Source organism: Phreatobacter aquiterrae, assembly GCF_053471285.1.
In genome coordinates this window covers 24,113-40,265 of record NZ_JBJPHW010000008.1, presented here as the reverse complement: position 1 = coordinate 40,265, position 16,153 = coordinate 24,113, and the positions used below count along the sequence as shown (strand labels likewise).

The following is a 16,153-nucleotide window of genomic DNA, read 5'->3' as shown; positions in this document are numbered from 1 at the left end:
GCTCACCTGAGCTTCGGATTGAGGGCATCGCGCAGCCAGTCGCCAAGCAGATTGATGGAGAGCGCCAGCAGCACCAGCGCCAGCGCCGGGAAGAACAGGATCCACCACTCGCCGGAGAACAGGTACTGCTGGCCGAAGCGGATGAGGGTGCCCAGCGAGGGCTGGGTCGCCGGCACGCCGACGCCGAGGAAGGACAGGGTCGCCTCCTCGATGATGGCCAACGCCAGGTTGATGGTGGCGATCACCAGCACCGGCCCCGTCACGTTCGGCAGGACATGGCGCACCATGATGAACAGTGCCGGGCGGCCGATGACGCGGGCGGCCTGCACATACTCCTTGTTGCGCTCGACCATGGTGGAGCCGCGCACCGTGCGGGCATATTGCGCCCAGTTGGACAGGCCGATGGCGACGATCAGCACCCAGATCGCCATCTGCTCGTGATGCGAGGGCGGAATGAGGCCGCGCGCCACGCCGAAGAACAGGAGCGCGATGAGGATCGCCGGGAAGGACAGCTGGATGTCGGCGACGCGCATGATGAAAGCGTCGGTCCGCCCGCCGGTGTAGCCGGCGAGGAGCCCGAGCCCGACGCCCATCACCACCGAGAAGGCGACGGAGGAAAAGCCGACGAAGAGCGAGACGCGCGACCCGTAGAGGATGGCCGAGAACAGGTCGCGGCCCTGGTTGTCGGTGCCGAGCATGTACACCGTATTCGTGGCCATGCCGGCCTCGCCGGGCTTGGTGTAGGCGTCCAGCAGGTTGAGCGCCGAGGGGTCGAAGGCGTCCTGCGGGGCGATCCAGTTGGCACCGAGCGCGGCGCCGAGCAGGATCACCGTCATGGCCGCCGCCACCATGGCAACGGGCGAATGGCGGAAGCTCCAGGCGAGATCGGAATCCCACGCCCGGGCGAGACGGGCTCTGATGGTGATGCGCGGCTTGGGGGTGGAGTCGGTCACGGACATGGCGGGCCTCAATGCGCCGAGGCCGGACCCGCGCCACGCAGGCGGGGGTCGAGCGCAAAATAGAGAAGGTCGACGACGAGGTTGGTCACCACGAAGACGAAGGCGACGAACATCAGGTAGGCGGCCATGACGGGGATGTCGACGAACTGCACGGCCTGCACGAACAGCGCGCCGAGACCCGGCCACTGGAACACGCTTTCGGTGACGATGGCGAAGGCGATGACGCCACCGAGCTGGAGGCCGGCGATGGTCATCACCGGCACCATGGTGTTCTTCAGCGCGTGGCGGAACCAGATTGTGCGCTCCGGCACGCCGCGGGCGCGGGCGAACTTCACGTAGTCGGTGCGCATGGTCTCGAGCATTTCCGAGCGGACGAGGCGCATGATCAGGGTGAGCTGATAAAAGCCCAGCGTCAGCACCGGCATGACCAGTGACTTCAACCCAGAGGTCGTCAGAAGGCCGGTCGACCACCAGCCGATCTTGACGACATCGCCGCGCCCGAAGGAAGGCAGCCAGCGCAGTTCGACGGCGAAGAGCCAGATGAGGCCGATGCCGATCAGGAAGGTCGGCAGCGACACGCCGATCAGCGACACCGACAGGATGGCGTGGGAAAGGATGCCGTTCCGGTAAATCGCTGTGTAGACGCCGAGCGCAATGCCGGCGAAGAGGGCGAAGAGGGCCGAGAGCAGCGCCAGTTCGACGGTTGCCGGCAGGCGCTCGGCGATCAGGTCCGACACGGGACGTCCCTGCCGGTAGCTCACCCCGAACTGCAGTTGCGCGGCATTGCCGACGAAGCGGGCGAACTGGACCGGGATCGGGTCTTCGAGGCCGAGCTCGCGGGCGAGTTGCTCACGGTCCTGGATCGTTGCCTCCTGGCCCATGAGGTTCGACACTGGATCGCCGATGAAGCGGAACATGGAGAAGGCGACCAGGGCGACCGCCAGCATGACCAGGATCGCCTGGGCGAGGCTCTTGACGACATAGGCGATCATGAGGGGGCGACCACGGGGGGCAAAACAGGAGGGATCAATGCAGCACAGCCCCCTCCCGTCACCGGAAGGGGGCCGCGCGTCAGGTCAGGCGGATCACGAGCCGGCGAAGCGGAACAGCTTGAACCAGGCGCCGGCATCCGGATGCACCGGCACCTCGATGCCGCCGCGCGAGGCGTGGCTGATCGACTGCAGGTGGAGCGGGATATAGACGGCCGCGTCGCGCAACTGCTTCTGGATGTCGGCGAGCTCGGCATTGCGCCGAGTCAGGTCCGGCATCGTCTGCAGCGCCAGCATGCGGCCGTCGAGCGCCGGGTTGGAATAGCGCGTGCCGTTCCAGGTGCCGTTGTTCGCCGAACGCGTGTGGTAGAGGAAGGTCAGGATATATTCCGCATCATAGGTCGGGATGCCCCAACCGACGAGGAAGAAGTCCAGTTCCTGCCGCTGCAACTCAGGGAAGTGCTGGGCCGCCGGCTTGGCGACGAGATTGGCGCGGATGCCGATCTGGCCGAGCATGGCGACCACCGCCTGGCAGATGTTCTCGTCAGAGACATAGCGGTTGTTGGTGCACTGGAGCGACACCGAGAAGCGCGTGTTGCCCTCGGCGGACCTGCGCGGATAGCCGGCTTCGTCCAGCGCCTTGTTGGCGGCGGCGGGGTCGAAGCGCGGCACGGCGGCGAGTTCGGCCGAATAGCCGGAAATGAAGGGCGTTCCGATATAGCCGATCGGCTGGCCCTGACCGCGCATGACGACGCGGGTGATCGCCTCGCGGTTCACCGCGATGTTGATGGCGTTGCGCACGCGCACGTCGGCGAAGGGGTTCTTGCCCTTGATGTCGGAGGACTTCAGCTCGGCGTCGCCGACGTTGAAGCCGAGGAAGATGACGCGGTTCTCGGGGCCGGTCGTCACCTTGATGCCCTGGCTCTGCTGCAGGCGCGCGATGTCCTGCACCGGCACGTCATGGACCACGTCGACCTCGCCGGAGAGCAGCGCCGCGATGCGGGTTGCGTCCTGCTGGATCGGCACGACGATCAGCTCGGTGACCTGCATCGGGAACTGGCCCTTGCCCCAGTATCCGGGGAACTGGCGCATCACCGTGCGCACGTCCGGCTCGCGCGAGACGAGCGTGAACGGGCCGGTGCCCATGGCGTTGCGCGTCGCGCCGTTCTCCTGGCGCTCGCGGATGTTCTGCGGGTCGAGCGCGTTGTTCTTCTCGGCCCAGGCCTTGGACATCATGAAGATGTTGGTGAGGTTCTCGACCAGCAGCGGGTTCGGCGCCTTGGTCTTGATGCGGATCGTGTGAGCATCGACCTTGGTGACGCTGTCGATCGAGGTCAGAAGGCCGCGATAGTCGGAGGTCGGCTTGCGGGCGCGCTCGAACGAAAAGACCGCGTCGTCGGCGGTGAAGTCGGAGCCGTCGTGGAACTTGACCCCCTGGCGGAGCTTGAACTCCCAGACCGTCGGATCATCGGGCAGGATGCGCCATTCGGTGGCGAGGGTGGCGACCAGCTTGCCGTCATAGCCGCGAATGACCAGCGGCTCGTAGATCTGGTGGGCGAGGTTCGAGGTCGGGCCGATATTGGCCGACATCGGATCGAGGGTCTGGGCATCGACCGAGCGTGCCCAGCGAACGGTGCGGGCATCCGCCGCCGTGATGAAGGCTGCGGCAGCGATCATCGCTCCCGCAAGTAGTTTCAGTCCAGAACGCATGGTCCACCTCCGCAACATGGGTTGCAGCCGGGTCTTGCGCCCGGCTCATGGGAGGAATGATAGACAGCGTTCATCGGCCTGTCACGGCGGCACAGAGGACGAAATGCCGCGTTGACAGGCTCTATTCAGCCCTTCGAACGAGAAGCTTCAGGGCTTGATCTCGATCTCGATGAAGGCGAAGTCCCGGCCCGAGATGTTGATGATGTTGTGCTTCACGCCTTCCTTGCGGAAGTAGGGCTCGTGGGTCTTCATCTCGTATTCGCCCGACGTGCCGTCGGCGAGTTCGGCGATCAGCTTGCCGTCGGCAAGCGGCACCACGACATAGTCCCAGCCGTGGGTGTGCCAGCCGGTCTCGGCGCCGTCGGAGAAGTTCCAGCGCGTGACCTTGACCTTGTCGTTGTCGATCATGACCTGGGGATCGGCGGGGGGGCGGCAGGTGAAGGTCATGGGTCGGTCCTTTCGATGCGCTGCAGGCCGGCGGAGCGGCCGGCGATGATCCAGTAGACGAGGCCGCCGGCGAGGCCGGCGATCAGGGTCACCACGATCTTCGCGACGGTGATGGCCGGCTCCTCGTCGAGAAGCGGGTCGGGAGCTTCCTGGCGGCTGTGGAGAAACGTCCAGCCGAGGAAGGCCACGGCCACCAGAACACCCAGGCCGACATGAATGGCAAGCGCCCGCCAGCGCATGGCTTCGGCGACAAACTGGAAGAGCAGGAGCGGCCAGAGCAGCCGGGCCGCGAGGAATGTGTAGAAGCCGATGGCGACCAGCCCGGCCACGGGCTCGGGCATCCGGCCCTTGTTGAGGTCGAAGACGACGACAATGGCCGCCGCGACGGCCAGCGCCGCGAGGAAGCCGAGGGCCACGCGCGTTAGGCGCACCAGATAGTAGGCGAAGCGATTCATGCCGGCGAGGGTAGTCGCCGCCCGCCTCTCGCGATAGCGGGGCGCGGCATGCCGGCCGTGCCCCGGACGCGCCTTCGATTGTCAGCGCACCACCGCGCCATAGATCAGGTTTTTGAACAGCATGCGCGTATGCACGCGGTTCGATGGCCCCTGCGCCATCAGGATGCCGACGATCCTCTCGCGCGGATCGATGGTGAAGCTCGTCCCCCAGGCGCCCGCCCACATGGCATCACCGGTGGAGCCCGGCGCGACGGCGAAGCCGTCCTGCCGGCGCACGGCAAAGCCGAGGCCGAAGCCGTAGCCCGGACCCGTGGAGGCAGCCGTCGATCCGCCCATGCCGATCAGATGGTCGGAGAGCATGAACTCGACCCATTTCGGCGACAGCAGCCGGCGCCCCTCGAGCTGGCCGCCGTTGAGGATCATCTGCGCGAAGCGGAAATAGTCCTCGGCGGTGGAGACCATGCCGGCGCCGCCCTTGAAATACTGGCCGTGGTCGGCCGGGTTCTCGAAGATGCGGTAGGCGGTCCACATGCCGGCCTTGGCCGGATCGGAATCGAGCGCCTCGGCGAGGCGCGAGCGCCGCCCCTCGGGCACGAACCAGCCGGTATCGCGCATGTCCAGCGGATCGAGGATCATCTCCTTGATCAGGACGTCGAGGCGCTTGCCGGTGACCCGCTCGAGCAGCAGGCCGAGCACGTCGGTGGAGATCGAATATTCGAAGTTGGTCGCCGGCTGGTGCATCAGCGGGATCTGGCCGAGCCGGCGCAGCATCTCGTCACCGGTGATGTTGGCGGTGCGCGCCTCGATGTTCTGGTCGGAGAGAAGCTGCTTCAGCCGCGGCGAGCGGACCGAGCCGGCATAGGTGAAGCCGGAGGTGTGACGCAGCAGGTCCTGCACGGTAATCGGGCGTGCGAGCGCCACGTCCTCAGTCGTGGTGGTGCCGTCGGGGTTGCGACGCTCGACCTGCGCCTTCATGTCCTTGAGTTCGGTGAGCCAGTTGGCGATCGGGTCGGAGAGCTTCATCCGGCCCTCTTCGATGAGCATGACCGCAGCCGTGGAGACGATCGGCTTGGTCATCGACGCGAGCAGGAAGATCGTGTCACGCGTCATCGGCTGCGTCTTGGCCGCGTCGCGGAAACCGTGCGCCTCGAAATGGACGATGCGCCCCTGGCGGGCGATCAGCGTCACGGCGCCGGGGAACATGCCCCGGTCGATCTGCTCGCTCATGACCGGCCCGATGCGGGCGAGCCGCTCGCGCGACAGACCCTGCACCGTTTCGTCGCCGCGACCGCGGCGCGCGTCGCGATCGACACGGCCCTGGCCGCGATCCTCACGCTCGAAGCGGCCCCCCTGACCCTGGCCGGGAGCGAACTGGGCGAACGCAAGCGACGGAGCGAAGGCGGCACAGGCCAGGGACAGCGCGAAGGCTCCTGTCCGCACGGGCGGCAGTCCTTGGAACGACATGGGATCCTCCCGGGATCGTGGTGGTCTCGTCCGGTCTTGTGTCGCCGGTTGTCGAAAGCTCACCACCCGGCCGCAGGAGGGTCAAGCGCGCAGCGGCGGCGGCTGCCGCGCGGCGCGTGCAGGGGATGGCGTTCAGTCCACCATGCTCATGGCGCGGAAGGCGTCCTGCTCGGCCTTCGACATCAGCGCGGCCTTGTCCTTGGCGCGCAGGCGTTCGGTCTCGCTCTTCAACTGGCCGCAGGCGGCCAGGATGTCGCGGCCGCGCGGGGTGCGGACCGGCGAGGAATAGCCGGCCTGGAAGACGACCTCGGAGAAGCGCTCGATCTGCTCCCAGTCGGAGCACTCGTAGCGCGAGCCCGGCCACGGATTGAAGGGGATCAGGTTGATCTTGGCCGGGATTCCCTTCAGCAGCCGCACGAGGCGCCGGGCATCGTCGATTGAATCATTGACGCCCTTCAGCATCACGTACTCGAAGGTGATCCGCCGGGCGTTGGACGCGGCCGGATAGTTGCGACAGGCGTCGAGCAGCGCGGCAATGGGGTATTTCCTGTTGAGCGGCACCAGTTCGTCGCGCAGGTCGTCGCGGACAGCGTGCAGCGAAATGGCCAGCGCCACGCCCGTCGCGGCGCCCACGCGGCCGATCTCAGGGACGACGCCCGAGGTCGACAGCGTCACCCGCCGCTTGGAAAACTGCAGGCCGTCCGGGTCGAGCAGGGTCATCAGCGCCCCGGTGACATTCTCGACGTTGTAGAGCGGCTCGCCCATGCCCATGAAGACAATGTTGGTGACGAAGCGCCCGCCGTCGGTCGGCACGAAGGCGTCCTCGGGCGGCTCGGCTCCCGGCCAGTCGCCAAGCTGGTCGCGGGCGACGATCACCTGCGCGACGATCTCGGCCGCCGACAGGTTGCGGACGAGCTTCTGAGTGCCCGTGTGGCAGAACGAACAGGTCAGCGTGCAGCCGACCTGGCTGGAGATGCAAAGGGTGCCGCGGTCGCGGGTGGGGATATAGACCGTCTCGATCTCGTGCCACTTCTCACCGGCCATGCTCGGCGGGATGCGCATCAGCCACTTGCGGGTGCCGTCCTGCGACACCTGCTCGGCGACGACCTCGGGACGCTCCAGCGTGTAGGCCTCGGCAAGGGCCGTGCGCAGGTGCCTGGAGACGTTCGACATCTCCTCGAAGGTCCTGGCCCCCCGCTGGTAGATCCAGCCCCAGAGCTGGGCGACGCGCATGCGCATTTCCCGGCCCTCGATGCCGATGGCGGCAAGGGCGGCCGTCAGATCGTCGCGGCCCATTCCGACGAGCGAGGGCTTCGCCGGCAGGGCGCGGGTATCGTCAGCCAAGGTAGGCTTCACGACGGGCTTGGCATTCGCGAGATCGAGCGTCGGCATCGGTTCGGGGTTCCTGGCAAGCGGGCGCCTATAGCACGAAAGCGGCGTTCCTCGCAGGATTTCCGCAGGGACGCCGTATCAGCTGGTCGAATTGGGATCGGCGCACTCTCGGCGTGCCTGGGCGAGGGCCTCGGCGAAACCCTTCAGCGCATAGGTATCGACCGTCTCCTCGCCGAGCTGCGACATCGAGCGCAGCGTCATCTGAGCCCTGTCGCGCATCGCCGCCACCAGCCGCGTCTCGTCGGCGAGGTTGGCGATCCAGGCGCCCTGCATGTCACCGGAAAGCGGGAAGGTATCGTCGCCGATCGTCAGCGTCGATCCCGACGTGACCTCGAAGCCGAACTCGACCGCGAACTCGTCGCGCACCCGGTCGGACGGCCGCGTCGTGACGAAGACGAAGGCGCGGCCCCTCACCGCCCCTTCGGGGCGGCGCAGGCGGGGCGAGCCGGCGGCATAGCAGAGCTTGCCGCGATTGGTGTCGGCGACAACGACGGACCAATCGGCATGGCGGGCAATGACGCGGTTCGTCCCGGTAATCGGACGGTCCTGCGCAGCGGCGGGAGCGATGGCGCCGGCAAGCGCCAGCAACGCCGCAGAAGTGACAGGCCTCAGCGGCATTCCTGCGCGACGCGGTCGAGCGCCTGGCTGAGGCCGTTGAGCGAATAGGTGTCGGTGGTGACATTGCCGCGCAGCGAAGTCGACCGGATGGTCAGTGCCGATCCGCCGCGCATGGCCTGGATCATGCGGCCTTCCTCGGCGGCATTCTTGATCCAGGCGCCGGTGGCCTGGGTGTAGAGCGCGAAATTGGTGGTGCCGATGGTGGCGGTGGCGTCGCCCTTCAGCGGGAAGCCGAGGGTGAGCGAAACCTCGTTGCGCACATTCTCGCCCGGCCGCGACGTCAGGAAGAAGAAGGCGGGATCGCGCTGGAGGTTGCCGGGCGCCCGGGTCTTCGGCTGCGAGGCGGCGTAGCAGACCTTTCCGCGCTGCGTCGTCGAGGTGAAGACACCCCAGTCGCCGAACTGCGCCACGGCTGAACCCTGCTGGGCGCCGGCCGCCGGTCGGGCCGCCTGGGCCTGCTGGCGCTGCTGGGCGCCGGCGTCGGACGCGGCGAAGGCGACGGCCACGAGGGCCAGGACGGGGATCATTCGGATGGAGCGCATTGCAAAACTCGGCTCGTTCGAAGGGCGGTCGGGAACGGCGGCCCCGCCGGACTTGCCCCCTAGATGTCGAAGATCAGGGTAAACAAGCCGTTAAGACGGGGCGAATCCATGGCGAAGTGGGACCCGAAAGGCAAGTCCCGGCTGTGGCGTCGATCCCCACGGAGGTAACTTAAGGCCAATCCGGGCAAGACTAGGGCGGAGAGCGACAGGCGTCCGCCAAGAATCGCCTGCCGGCCCCCGGATGAACACGCGAGGCGGCCTCCGGGCGGCAACCGTTGAACCTCTTTCCGGCTGACGGCGACAGAGCAGTCCCGGAATGCCCGGACCCGCGCCCCCGGCGGGCGGGCGCCCCTTTCCCGCCGCGGCTGCCGCGGCGCCATCGGAGAAGACCATGACCATGATGTCCAGACGCGCCGCCTTCGCGGCGATCCTCGGCGCGGCGACCCTCGCCGCCACCTCGCAGAGCCAGGCCCTGTCCATGCGCGGCCCCGGCGGCCGGTCGCCCGGCGGCTTCCGTCCCATCGACCCCGGCATCGGCAACGGCGGCGGCCGTCGCATCGATCCGGGAATCGGCAATGGGCAGCCCGCCGGTTGGTCGCTGCCGCGCGGCCACGCCTCCCGTCGCACCATCATCGGCGGGCACGGCAACGGTCCCGACCCGCAACCCTTGCCGCCGCGCTGGCGCAACCGGCAAGGAGGCCTGCTCGGCGGACTGAACCAGCAGCCGTCGGGGCCGGGCGGCTACTACCACTGCCATCCGCGCCGCCGGCGCATGGGTCTGTGCTGACCATGCGAAGAGAGCGCCTCCCGGCCGGGAGGCGCCCTCTCATTCATGCCTGGCCTTTGGGGTCGAGCCGGCCGGCGTGCCTCAGCCCCACGTCCTGATGTCGACGAAGTGGCCTTCCACCGCCGCCGCCGCCGCCATGATCGGCGAGACGAGATGGGTGCGGCCCTTGTAGCCCTGCCGGCCCTCGAAATTGCGGTTTGAGGTCGAGGCGCAGCGCTCGCCCGGCTGCAGGCGGTCGGGGTTCATGGCGAGGCACATGGAGCAGCCCGCCTCCCGCCACTCGAAGCCTGCGGCGATGAAGATCTTGTCGAGACCCTCCTGCTCGGCCTGCTCCTTCACGAGGCCCGAGCCCGGCACGATCATGGCCGAGACGGTCGGCGAGACCTTCTTGTCCTTCACGACGCGGGCGACCTCGCGAAGGTCCTCGATGCGCGAATTGGTGCAGGAGCCGATGAACACCTTGTCGAGGCGGATGTCGGTGATCTTCGTCCCCGGCTTCAGGTCCATGTAGTCGAGCGCGCGCCACTTGGAGGTGCGCTTGTTCTCGTCCTGGATGGCGTCCGGATTGGGCACGATGCCGCCGATGGAGACGACGTCCTCGGGGCTCGTGCCCCAGGTGACGATGGGCGGCAGGGCGTTGGCGTCGAGCACCACGGTGCGGTCGAAATGGGCGCCCTCCTCGGTGAAGAGCGTCTCCCAGTACTTCTGCGCCATGTCCCAGGCCATGCCCTTGGGCGCCTTCGGCTTGCCCTTGAGATAGGCGTAGGTCTTCTCGTCGGGCGCGATCAGGCCGGCGCGGGCGCCCCCTTCGATCGACATGTTGCAGATGGTCATCCGGCCTTCCATCGACAGCGCGCGAATGGCCTCGCCCGCATATTCGATGACCGAGCCGGTGCCGCCGGCCGTGCCGATCTCGCCGATGATGGCGAGAATGATGTCCTTGGCGGTCACGCCGTCCTTCAGCTGCCCGTCGACACGCACCAGCATGTTCTTGGCCTTGCCCTGGATCAGCGTCTGGGTGGCGAGCACATGCTCGACCTCGGAGGTGCCGATGCCGTGGGCGAGCGCGCCGAAGGCCCCGTGGGTCGAGGTGTGGCTGTCGCCGCAGACGATGGTGGTGCCCGGCAGGGTGAAGCCCTGCTCCGGACCGATGACGTGGACGATGCCCTGCCGGATGTCGGCGGCATCGTAATACTCGATGCCGAATTCCTTCGCATTCTGGGCGAGCGCCTCCACCTGGGTGCGGCTCTCCTCGTCCTTGATGCCGAACTTGCGGTCCGGGGTCGTGGCGATGTTGTGGTCAACGACGGCGAGCGTCTTCTGCGGCGCGCGCACCTTGCGGCCGGTCGTGCGCAGGCCCTCGAAGGCCTGCGGGCTCGTCACCTCGTGGACGAGGTGGCGGTCGATGTAGAGAAGGCAGGTGCCATCGTCCTGCGTCTCGACCACGTGGTCGTCCCAGATCTTGTCGTACAGCGTGCGCGGCGCGGCCATGGCGGACCTCCCGTTCGAAAAGGTGGCGGGTCTCTTAGCCTTGAATGGTTCTGGAGAGAAGAGGCATCGAGACGGATGCAGGGCAGAGTAGCGGCCGATGCCGAACTTCTCGCACTCGCTAAGCGTTTGGCCTCAGCCCACGTGGGAACCAAGGCACTGAGTCGCAGTCCGGCCAATGACCAGCCGCCCTCGCCCAGTAAGAAATGGCATCCTCAAAAAGCGGGAAACCGCGGGCAAGCTCAGCCCACATTTGCTTGGCTTGGTAGCGGAGCGCTGGATCGGCTGCGCGATAGGTCACCAGCCAAACCGACATTACGCCTGCGGCAGCCACCAACCCACTACGTCTAAGCTCAACGACCTTCTTGCTCACCTTATATGCAAGCATAGGGTCAGCAGCGCCGAAGCCGATAGGATCATCTGCAGTGGCTGAGATCAGTGGATCGATGCGCTTGATGATCATCACATCGACAAGCAGGAGTGCCACTTCGAAGGCATCCATCCCGCGAACCATCGCAACTAATGTTTCATTCTCCCGGCGAAGCTTTCCGCGAGACAAGCTGAGAAAGAGTCGACTGAAGAACCCCATGTTGCTGGCCCGCCTGAGAACTACTGCGAATAAGCATTATTTCAGGAGCGCCAGCAATAGTTCGACTTCAAACCCCGAAGCACCAGGCCAGCACACCCTTCTGGGCGTGCAGGCGGTTCTCGGCCTCGTCGAAGACCACGGACTGCGGACCGTCCATGACCTCGTCGGTGACCTCCTCGCCGCGATGGGCGGGCAGGCAGTGCATGAAGATGGCGTCGGAGTTCGCCGCGCTCATCAGCTGCTTGTTCACCTGATAGGCCTTGAGCAGGTTGTGGCGACGGCCGGCGTCCTCGTCGCCCATCGACACCCAGCAGTCGGTGACGATGCAGTCGGCGCGGTCCGCCGCCTGATAGGGGTCGGAGGTCCAGGAGACGTCGGCGCCCTCGCGCTGGGCCAGAGCGATCGCCTCGCGTCGTGGCGCGAGTTCCTCGGGGGTGGCAATGTTCAGCTTGAAGCCGAAGCGCGGCGCCGCCTGGATCCACGAGGACAGGACGTTGTTGGCGTCGCCCGTCCAGGCGATCGTCTTGCCGCGGATCGACCCCTTCTTCTCCTCGAAGGTCATGATGTCGGCCATGATCTGGCAGGGATGCGACAGCTTGGTCAGGCCGTTGATCACCGGCACCGTCGCCGCATCCGCAAGCTCCCGCACGGCATTGTGGTCGAGCATGCGGATCATGATGGCGTCGACATAGCGCGACAGCACCTTGGCCGTGTCGGAGATCGTCTCGCCGCGGCCGAGCTGCATCTCGGTGCCCGTGAGCATGATCGTCTCGCCGCCGAGTTCGCGCATGCCGACGTCGAAGGAGACGCGGGTGCGGGTGGAGGGGCGCTCGAAGATCATGGCGAGCACCTTGCCGGCGAGCGGCTTGCCGGCCTCCGGCGTGCGGCGGACACGCTTCAGCGCGCCTGCCTTGTCGAGAATGGCTTTCAGCTCGGCCCCGCCGAAATCGGCGAGGTCGACGAAATGGCGCGGGGAATGGGTCACTCGGCCGCCCCCTTGACCATCTGCGCCTCGATGGTCCTCGCCGCCTTGTCGAGCATGCCGACGGCCAGATCGATCTCCTCGTCGGAGACGATCAGCGGCGGGATGAGGCGGATGACGTTGTCACCCGCCGGCACGACGAGCAGATTCTCGCGACGGGCCGCCGTCGTCACCTCGCCATTGGGGACGACGCATTTGAGGCCGGTCAGCAGGCCGGCGCCGCGCACCGTCTCGAACACCTTCGGGTGCTGGTCGACGAGGCCGGCGAGCTTCTGCTTGAACAGCAGCGCCTTGCGCTGGACCTCCTCGAGAAATCCTGGCGCCAGCACCACGTCGAGCACGGCATTGCCGACGGCCGCGGCCAGCGGACCGCCGCCGAAGGTCGTGCCATGGGTGCCGGGCGTGAACACGGCAGCGCATTTCTCCACGGCGAGGATCGCGCCCATGGGAAAGCCGCCGCCGATGCCCTTGGCGATCGACATGATGTCGGGGGCAACGCCCGACCACTCGTAGGCGAAGAGCTTGCCGGTGCGGCCGACGCCCGTCTGCACCTCGTCGAAAATGAGCAGCAGATCGTGCTTGTCGCAGAGTTCGCGCAGGTAGCGGAGCTCTTCGGTCGGGACCTCGCGCAGGCCGCCCTCGCCCTGGATCGGCTCGATCATCAGAGCGGCGGTGTCGGGGCCGATCATCGCCTCCAGCGCCTTGCGGTCGCCGAAGGGCACCTGGTCGAAGCCCTCGACCTTCGGGCCGAAGCCCTCCAGGTACTTGGCCTGGCCGCCGGCGGCGATGGTCGCCAGCGTCCGGCCATGGAAGGCGCCCTCGAAGGTGATGATGCGAAAGCGGTTCGGCTCGCCGCGCACGGCGAAGTACTTGCGCGCCATCTTGATGGCGCCCTCGTTGGCTTCCGCACCCGAATTGCAGAACAGCACGGAGTCCGCGAAGGTCGCCTCGATCAGCCGCTTCGCCAGCCGCTCGGTCTCCGGCACGTTGTGCAGGTTGGAGACGTGCCAGACCTTCTTCGCCTGCTCGGTCAGAGCCTCGACGAGATGGGGATGGGAATGGCCGAGGGAGTTGACCGCGATGCCGGCGCCGAAATCGAGGACTCGTCGCCCGTCCGCCGTCACCAGCCAGCAGCCCTCGCCCCGCTCGAAGGCGAGTTCGGTCCGTGCATAGTTCGGCATCAGCGGCGTGATCACTTCGACCTCCCGTCGAAACTTCCGGAAACCCAGAAAAAAACGGCCGCCCCGAAGGGCGGCGCGGCAAATTCTATGCGATCGGGGGGGCTGAAAGTCAAGGTTGCCGCAAGGTCCTGCACGCTGCGACGCAGCATAGCCGGCTAGGATCGCGCTGCCTTTCCGACGACCTCTCGGTGGCCGGTTCACGGCAAGTCGTGACGGTCATGGCCCTGTTTCTATTGCCCGCTCATCCCGGCTCACCGGAAGGGCGAGCGTCACCAGCCAACAGGTCGCCAGCATTGCCGCCGACCCCGCGAGACATCCCAGGATGCCGCCAGCCTGGAACAGAAGCCCCGACAGCAGCGTGCCGGCGAAGCGACCCGTGGCATTGGCCGCATAGTAGAAGCCCACGTCCTCGGCCGCCTTCTCGGAGCCCGCATAGGCGAGGATGAGATAGGAATGGACCGAGGAATTGACCGCGAAGGCGAAGCCGAACACGCCGAGCCCGGCGACCAGGATCAGGTCCGGACGGGGCGGCTGGACGGCAAGGATCGCGGCAATGAGCACTGGCACCAGCATCAGGCCGAACGACCAGAGCCGCGCCGCCGGCACCTCGCTCGACAGCCCGTCGGGGCTGCGCCGCACGAGAGCGGGCGCCGAGGCCTGCACGATGCCGTAGCCGATGGTCCAGACCGCCAGGAAGGCGCCAACCATCGGGAAGGTCCAGCCGGCGCCATAGAGGAAGACAGGCAGGCCGACGACGAACCAGACATCGCGCGCCCCGAACAGGCCGATGCGCGCCGCAGCCAGCAGGTTCACGCCGCGGCTCTTGCCGAACAGTTCGCGGGCCGTGCGGCTCGCCTTGGCCTTGCCCATCATCGGGGGCAGCGACAGCACGACCCCGAGAAGCACCAGCCCGAGCGCCGCCGCCATAAGCCAGAGCGCCAGCCGAAAGCCGAAGGCCTCCAGCAGAAGGCCCCCGAGGAAGAAGCCGGCGCCCTTCATCGCGTTCTTCGAGCCAGTGAACCAGGCGACCCAGCGGAACAGGCGCCCGTCCGATCCGGCATCGGCGCTGCGCGCCTCCTTCTCGGTGATCTTGATCGCCGATTTGGAGGCCGTCTTGGTCAGGTCCTTGGCGACGCCGCAGACGCCCTGCGCCGCCACCACCCAGGCGACGAGGAAGGCGGCCTCCCAGCCGGGCGACATCGCGGACAGCAGCAGGAAGCCGACGATCTGCGTCGATAGGCCCACCGTCAGCATCCGCGTGATACCGTAGCGGGTCGCGAGCCAGCCGCCGATGAAGTTGGCGCCGATGCCCGCCGCCTCGTAGAGCAGGAACAGCAGCGCCAGGGTGAAGGGCGAATAGCCGAGCTTGAAGAAGGTGAAGAGGACGAGCATGCGCAACGCGCCGTCCGTCAGCGTGAAGCCCCAGTAGGCCGCCGTGACGATGGCGTAGTTGCGCAGGCCTGCGGAGACGGGGGCCATGTCAGATCCCGACCGCGGCGAGATGGTTGGCGAGATCGACCATGCGGCAGGCGTAGCCCATCTCATTGTCGTACCAGGCGTAGACCTTCAGCATCACGCCGTCGGTCACCAGCGTCGACGGTCCGTCGACGATGGCGGAGCGCGTGTCGCGGGCATAGTCGGCTGAGACCAGCGGTAGCGCCTCGAAGCCGAGAATGCCGGCGAGTGGGCCGGCCGCGGCGGCCTTGAACATGTCGTTGACCTCGGCCGCGGTTGTCGGCCGCTTCAACTGGAAGACACAGTCCGTCAGCGAGGCGTTGAGCACCGGTGCCCGCACCGCATGGCCATCGAGCCGGCCCTTCAGCTCCGGATAGATCAGGGCGATGGCCGTGGCGCTGCCGGTCGTGGTCGGCTGCAGCGACAGCATGGCGGAGCGCGCCCGGCGCAGGTCCTTGTGCGGCGCATCGACGACCACATTGGTGTTGGTCGGGTCGTGGATCGTGGTGATCTGGCCGCGCTCGATACCGATCCCCTCATGAACGACCTTCACCACCGGGGCGAGGCAGTTGGTGGTGCAGGAGGCCGCGGTGACGATCGGATGCTTCGCCGGATTGTAGAGGTGTTCGTTGACCCCGACGACGACGTTCAGCACCGAGGGGTCCTTCACCGGTGCGGCGACGATGACGCGTTTCGCTCCGCACTTCAGGTGCCCCTCGAGCGTCGCGGGAGTGAGGAACTTGCCTGTGCATTCCAGCACCACGTCGACGCCGAGATCGCCCCAGGGAATGTCGCCGGGCGCCGCATGAGCGGAAAAGCTCATCCGCTTGCCGCCAATGGTCACAGCATCCTCGCCATCCGCCGCGATGGCGCCGCGCCAGCGCCCCTGCACGCTGTCGAATTCGAGGAGATGTGCAGTGGTGGCCGCACCGCCCTTGATCTCGTTGAGGTGGACGATGTCCAGCCGGTTGCCGGCCCGCGGATCGTCCAGGCCCCGATGGGCGGCTCCCATGGCGGCGCGGAGCGCCAGGCGCCCGATCCGGCCCATGCCGCTGATCCCCACTCTCATGATGCTGTGCTCCAGAAGTCTCGTCT

16 protein-coding genes are annotated in these 16,153 nt (G+C 67.1%); 1 reads left to right on the top strand and 15 read right to left on the bottom strand.

The annotated features are described in order from the left end of the window. Positions 1–2: 2 nt before the first annotated feature. The 9 genes from ACJ4V0_RS13350 to ACJ4V0_RS13310 form a co-directional block, all read right to left on the bottom strand. The gene (locus tag ACJ4V0_RS13350) at positions 3–959 is read right to left on the bottom strand and encodes an ABC transporter permease (protein WP_448300076.1); all 957 of its coding nucleotides are present in this window, start codon (positions 957–959) and stop codon (positions 3–5) included. A gap of 8 nt (positions 960–967) precedes the next feature. Continuing rightward, the gene (locus tag ACJ4V0_RS13345; RefSeq protein ID WP_448300075.1) at positions 968–1,951 is read right to left on the bottom strand and encodes an ABC transporter permease; all 984 of its coding nucleotides are present in this window, start codon (positions 1,949–1,951) and stop codon (positions 968–970) included. Positions 1,952–2,044: 93 nt separating this feature from the next. Beyond that, positions 2,045–3,658 carry an ABC transporter substrate-binding protein gene (locus ACJ4V0_RS13340; RefSeq protein WP_448300074.1) on the bottom strand — a complete coding sequence of 538 codons (1,614 nt, stop codon included), beginning with the start codon at positions 3,656–3,658 and terminating at the stop codon, positions 2,045–2,047. 147 nt (positions 3,659–3,805) lie between these two features. After that, positions 3,806–4,105, bottom strand: a complete 300-nt coding sequence (locus ACJ4V0_RS13335; protein ID WP_448300073.1) for a cupin domain-containing protein — start codon at positions 4,103–4,105, stop codon at positions 3,806–3,808. Beyond that, positions 4,102–4,560, bottom strand: a complete 459-nt coding sequence (locus ACJ4V0_RS13330; RefSeq protein ID WP_448300072.1) for a hypothetical protein — start codon at positions 4,558–4,560, stop codon at positions 4,102–4,104. Before ACJ4V0_RS13330 ends, ACJ4V0_RS13335 begins: the two co-directional genes overlap by 4 nt. 81 nt (positions 4,561–4,641) lie before the next feature. Further along, on the bottom strand, positions 4,642–6,024 hold the full coding sequence (locus tag ACJ4V0_RS13325) for a serine hydrolase domain-containing protein (RefSeq protein WP_448300071.1): 1,383 nt from the start codon (positions 6,022–6,024) through the stop codon (positions 4,642–4,644). A gap of 132 nt (positions 6,025–6,156) precedes the next feature. After that, positions 6,157–7,416, bottom strand: a complete 1,260-nt coding sequence (gene rlmN / locus ACJ4V0_RS13320; RefSeq protein WP_448300070.1) for a dual-specificity RNA methyltransferase RlmN — start codon at positions 7,414–7,416, stop codon at positions 6,157–6,159. A gap of 78 nt (positions 7,417–7,494) precedes the next feature. Beyond that, a complete protein-coding gene (locus ACJ4V0_RS13315; RefSeq protein WP_448300069.1) occupies positions 7,495–8,034 on the bottom strand; it encodes an invasion associated locus B family protein in 540 nt (179 codons plus the stop codon). Then, positions 8,025–8,576 (bottom strand): invasion associated locus B family protein, encoded by a 552-nt coding sequence (locus ACJ4V0_RS13310; RefSeq protein WP_448300068.1) that lies wholly within the window; start codon positions 8,574–8,576, stop codon positions 8,025–8,027. Before ACJ4V0_RS13310 ends, ACJ4V0_RS13315 begins: the two co-directional genes overlap by 10 nt. Before the next feature lie 391 nt (positions 8,577–8,967). Here ACJ4V0_RS13310 and ACJ4V0_RS13305 point away from each other — a divergent pair, with 391 nt between their 5' ends. Then, positions 8,968–9,363, top strand: coding sequence for a hypothetical protein (locus ACJ4V0_RS13305; protein WP_448300067.1), 396 nt, complete (start codon positions 8,968–8,970; stop codon positions 9,361–9,363). 81 nt (positions 9,364–9,444) lie between these two features. On the opposite strand, the gene leuC is transcribed toward ACJ4V0_RS13305, so the two are convergent. The 6 genes from leuC to ACJ4V0_RS13275 form a co-directional block, all read right to left on the bottom strand. Next, positions 9,445–10,854, bottom strand: coding sequence for a 3-isopropylmalate dehydratase large subunit (leuC, locus tag ACJ4V0_RS13300; RefSeq protein ID WP_448300066.1), 1,410 nt, complete (start codon positions 10,852–10,854; stop codon positions 9,445–9,447). 118 nt (positions 10,855–10,972) lie between these two features. Next, positions 10,973–11,440 carry a hypothetical protein gene (locus ACJ4V0_RS13295; protein ID WP_448300065.1) on the bottom strand — a complete coding sequence of 156 codons (468 nt, stop codon included), beginning with the start codon at positions 11,438–11,440 and terminating at the stop codon, positions 10,973–10,975. A 67-nt stretch (positions 11,441–11,507) separates the two neighbouring features. Then, the gene (gene argF, locus ACJ4V0_RS13290; RefSeq protein ID WP_448300064.1) at positions 11,508–12,425 is read right to left on the bottom strand and encodes an ornithine carbamoyltransferase; all 918 of its coding nucleotides are present in this window, start codon (positions 12,423–12,425) and stop codon (positions 11,508–11,510) included. Then, positions 12,422–13,618 carry an aspartate aminotransferase family protein gene (locus ACJ4V0_RS13285; protein ID WP_448300063.1) on the bottom strand — a complete coding sequence of 399 codons (1,197 nt, stop codon included), beginning with the start codon at positions 13,616–13,618 and terminating at the stop codon, positions 12,422–12,424. The genes argF and ACJ4V0_RS13285 overlap by 4 nt, the downstream gene beginning before the upstream one ends. Before the next feature lie 201 nt (positions 13,619–13,819). After that, positions 13,820–15,082, bottom strand: coding sequence for an organoarsenical effux MFS transporter ArsJ (arsJ, locus tag ACJ4V0_RS13280; protein ID WP_448300062.1), 1,263 nt, complete (start codon positions 15,080–15,082; stop codon positions 13,820–13,822). A gap of 1 nt (position 15,083) precedes the next feature. Next, positions 15,084–16,127: an ArsJ-associated glyceraldehyde-3-phosphate dehydrogenase gene (locus ACJ4V0_RS13275; RefSeq protein ID WP_448300061.1), complete on the bottom strand. Its 1,044-nt coding sequence runs from the start codon at positions 16,125–16,127 to the stop codon at positions 15,084–15,086. Positions 16,128–16,153 lie beyond the last annotated feature (26 nt).

Coding starts and splice junctions, on each gene's coding strand:
- ACJ4V0_RS13350 (WP_448300076.1), bottom strand. CDS start 959: ATGTCCGTGACCGACTCCACCCCCAAGCCGCGCATCACCATCAGAGCC.
- ACJ4V0_RS13345 (WP_448300075.1), bottom strand. CDS start 1,951: ATGATCGCCTATGTCGTCAAGAGCCTCGCCCAGGCGATCCTGGTCATG.
- ACJ4V0_RS13340 (WP_448300074.1), bottom strand. CDS start 3,658: ATGCGTTCTGGACTGAAACTACTTGCGGGAGCGATGATCGCTGCCGCA.
- ACJ4V0_RS13335 (WP_448300073.1), bottom strand. CDS start 4,105: ATGACCTTCACCTGCCGCCCCCCCGCCGATCCCCAGGTCATGATCGAC.
- ACJ4V0_RS13330 (WP_448300072.1), bottom strand. CDS start 4,560: ATGAATCGCTTCGCCTACTATCTGGTGCGCCTAACGCGCGTGGCCCTC.
- ACJ4V0_RS13325 (WP_448300071.1), bottom strand. CDS start 6,024: ATGTCGTTCCAAGGACTGCCGCCCGTGCGGACAGGAGCCTTCGCGCTG.
- rlmN (WP_448300070.1), bottom strand. CDS start 7,416: ATGCCGACGCTCGATCTCGCGAATGCCAAGCCCGTCGTGAAGCCTACC.
- ACJ4V0_RS13315 (WP_448300069.1), bottom strand. CDS start 8,034: ATGCCGCTGAGGCCTGTCACTTCTGCGGCGTTGCTGGCGCTTGCCGGC.
- ACJ4V0_RS13310 (WP_448300068.1), bottom strand. CDS start 8,576: ATGCGCTCCATCCGAATGATCCCCGTCCTGGCCCTCGTGGCCGTCGCC.
- ACJ4V0_RS13305 (WP_448300067.1), top strand. CDS start 8,968: ATGACCATGATGTCCAGACGCGCCGCCTTCGCGGCGATCCTCGGCGCG.
- leuC (WP_448300066.1), bottom strand. CDS start 10,854: ATGGCCGCGCCGCGCACGCTGTACGACAAGATCTGGGACGACCACGTG.
- ACJ4V0_RS13295 (WP_448300065.1), bottom strand. CDS start 11,440: ATGGGGTTCTTCAGTCGACTCTTTCTCAGCTTGTCTCGCGGAAAGCTT.
- arsJ (WP_448300062.1), bottom strand. CDS start 15,082: ATGGCCCCCGTCTCCGCAGGCCTGCGCAACTACGCCATCGTCACGGCG.
- ACJ4V0_RS13275 (WP_448300061.1), bottom strand. CDS start 16,127: ATGAGAGTGGGGATCAGCGGCATGGGCCGGATCGGGCGCCTGGCGCTC.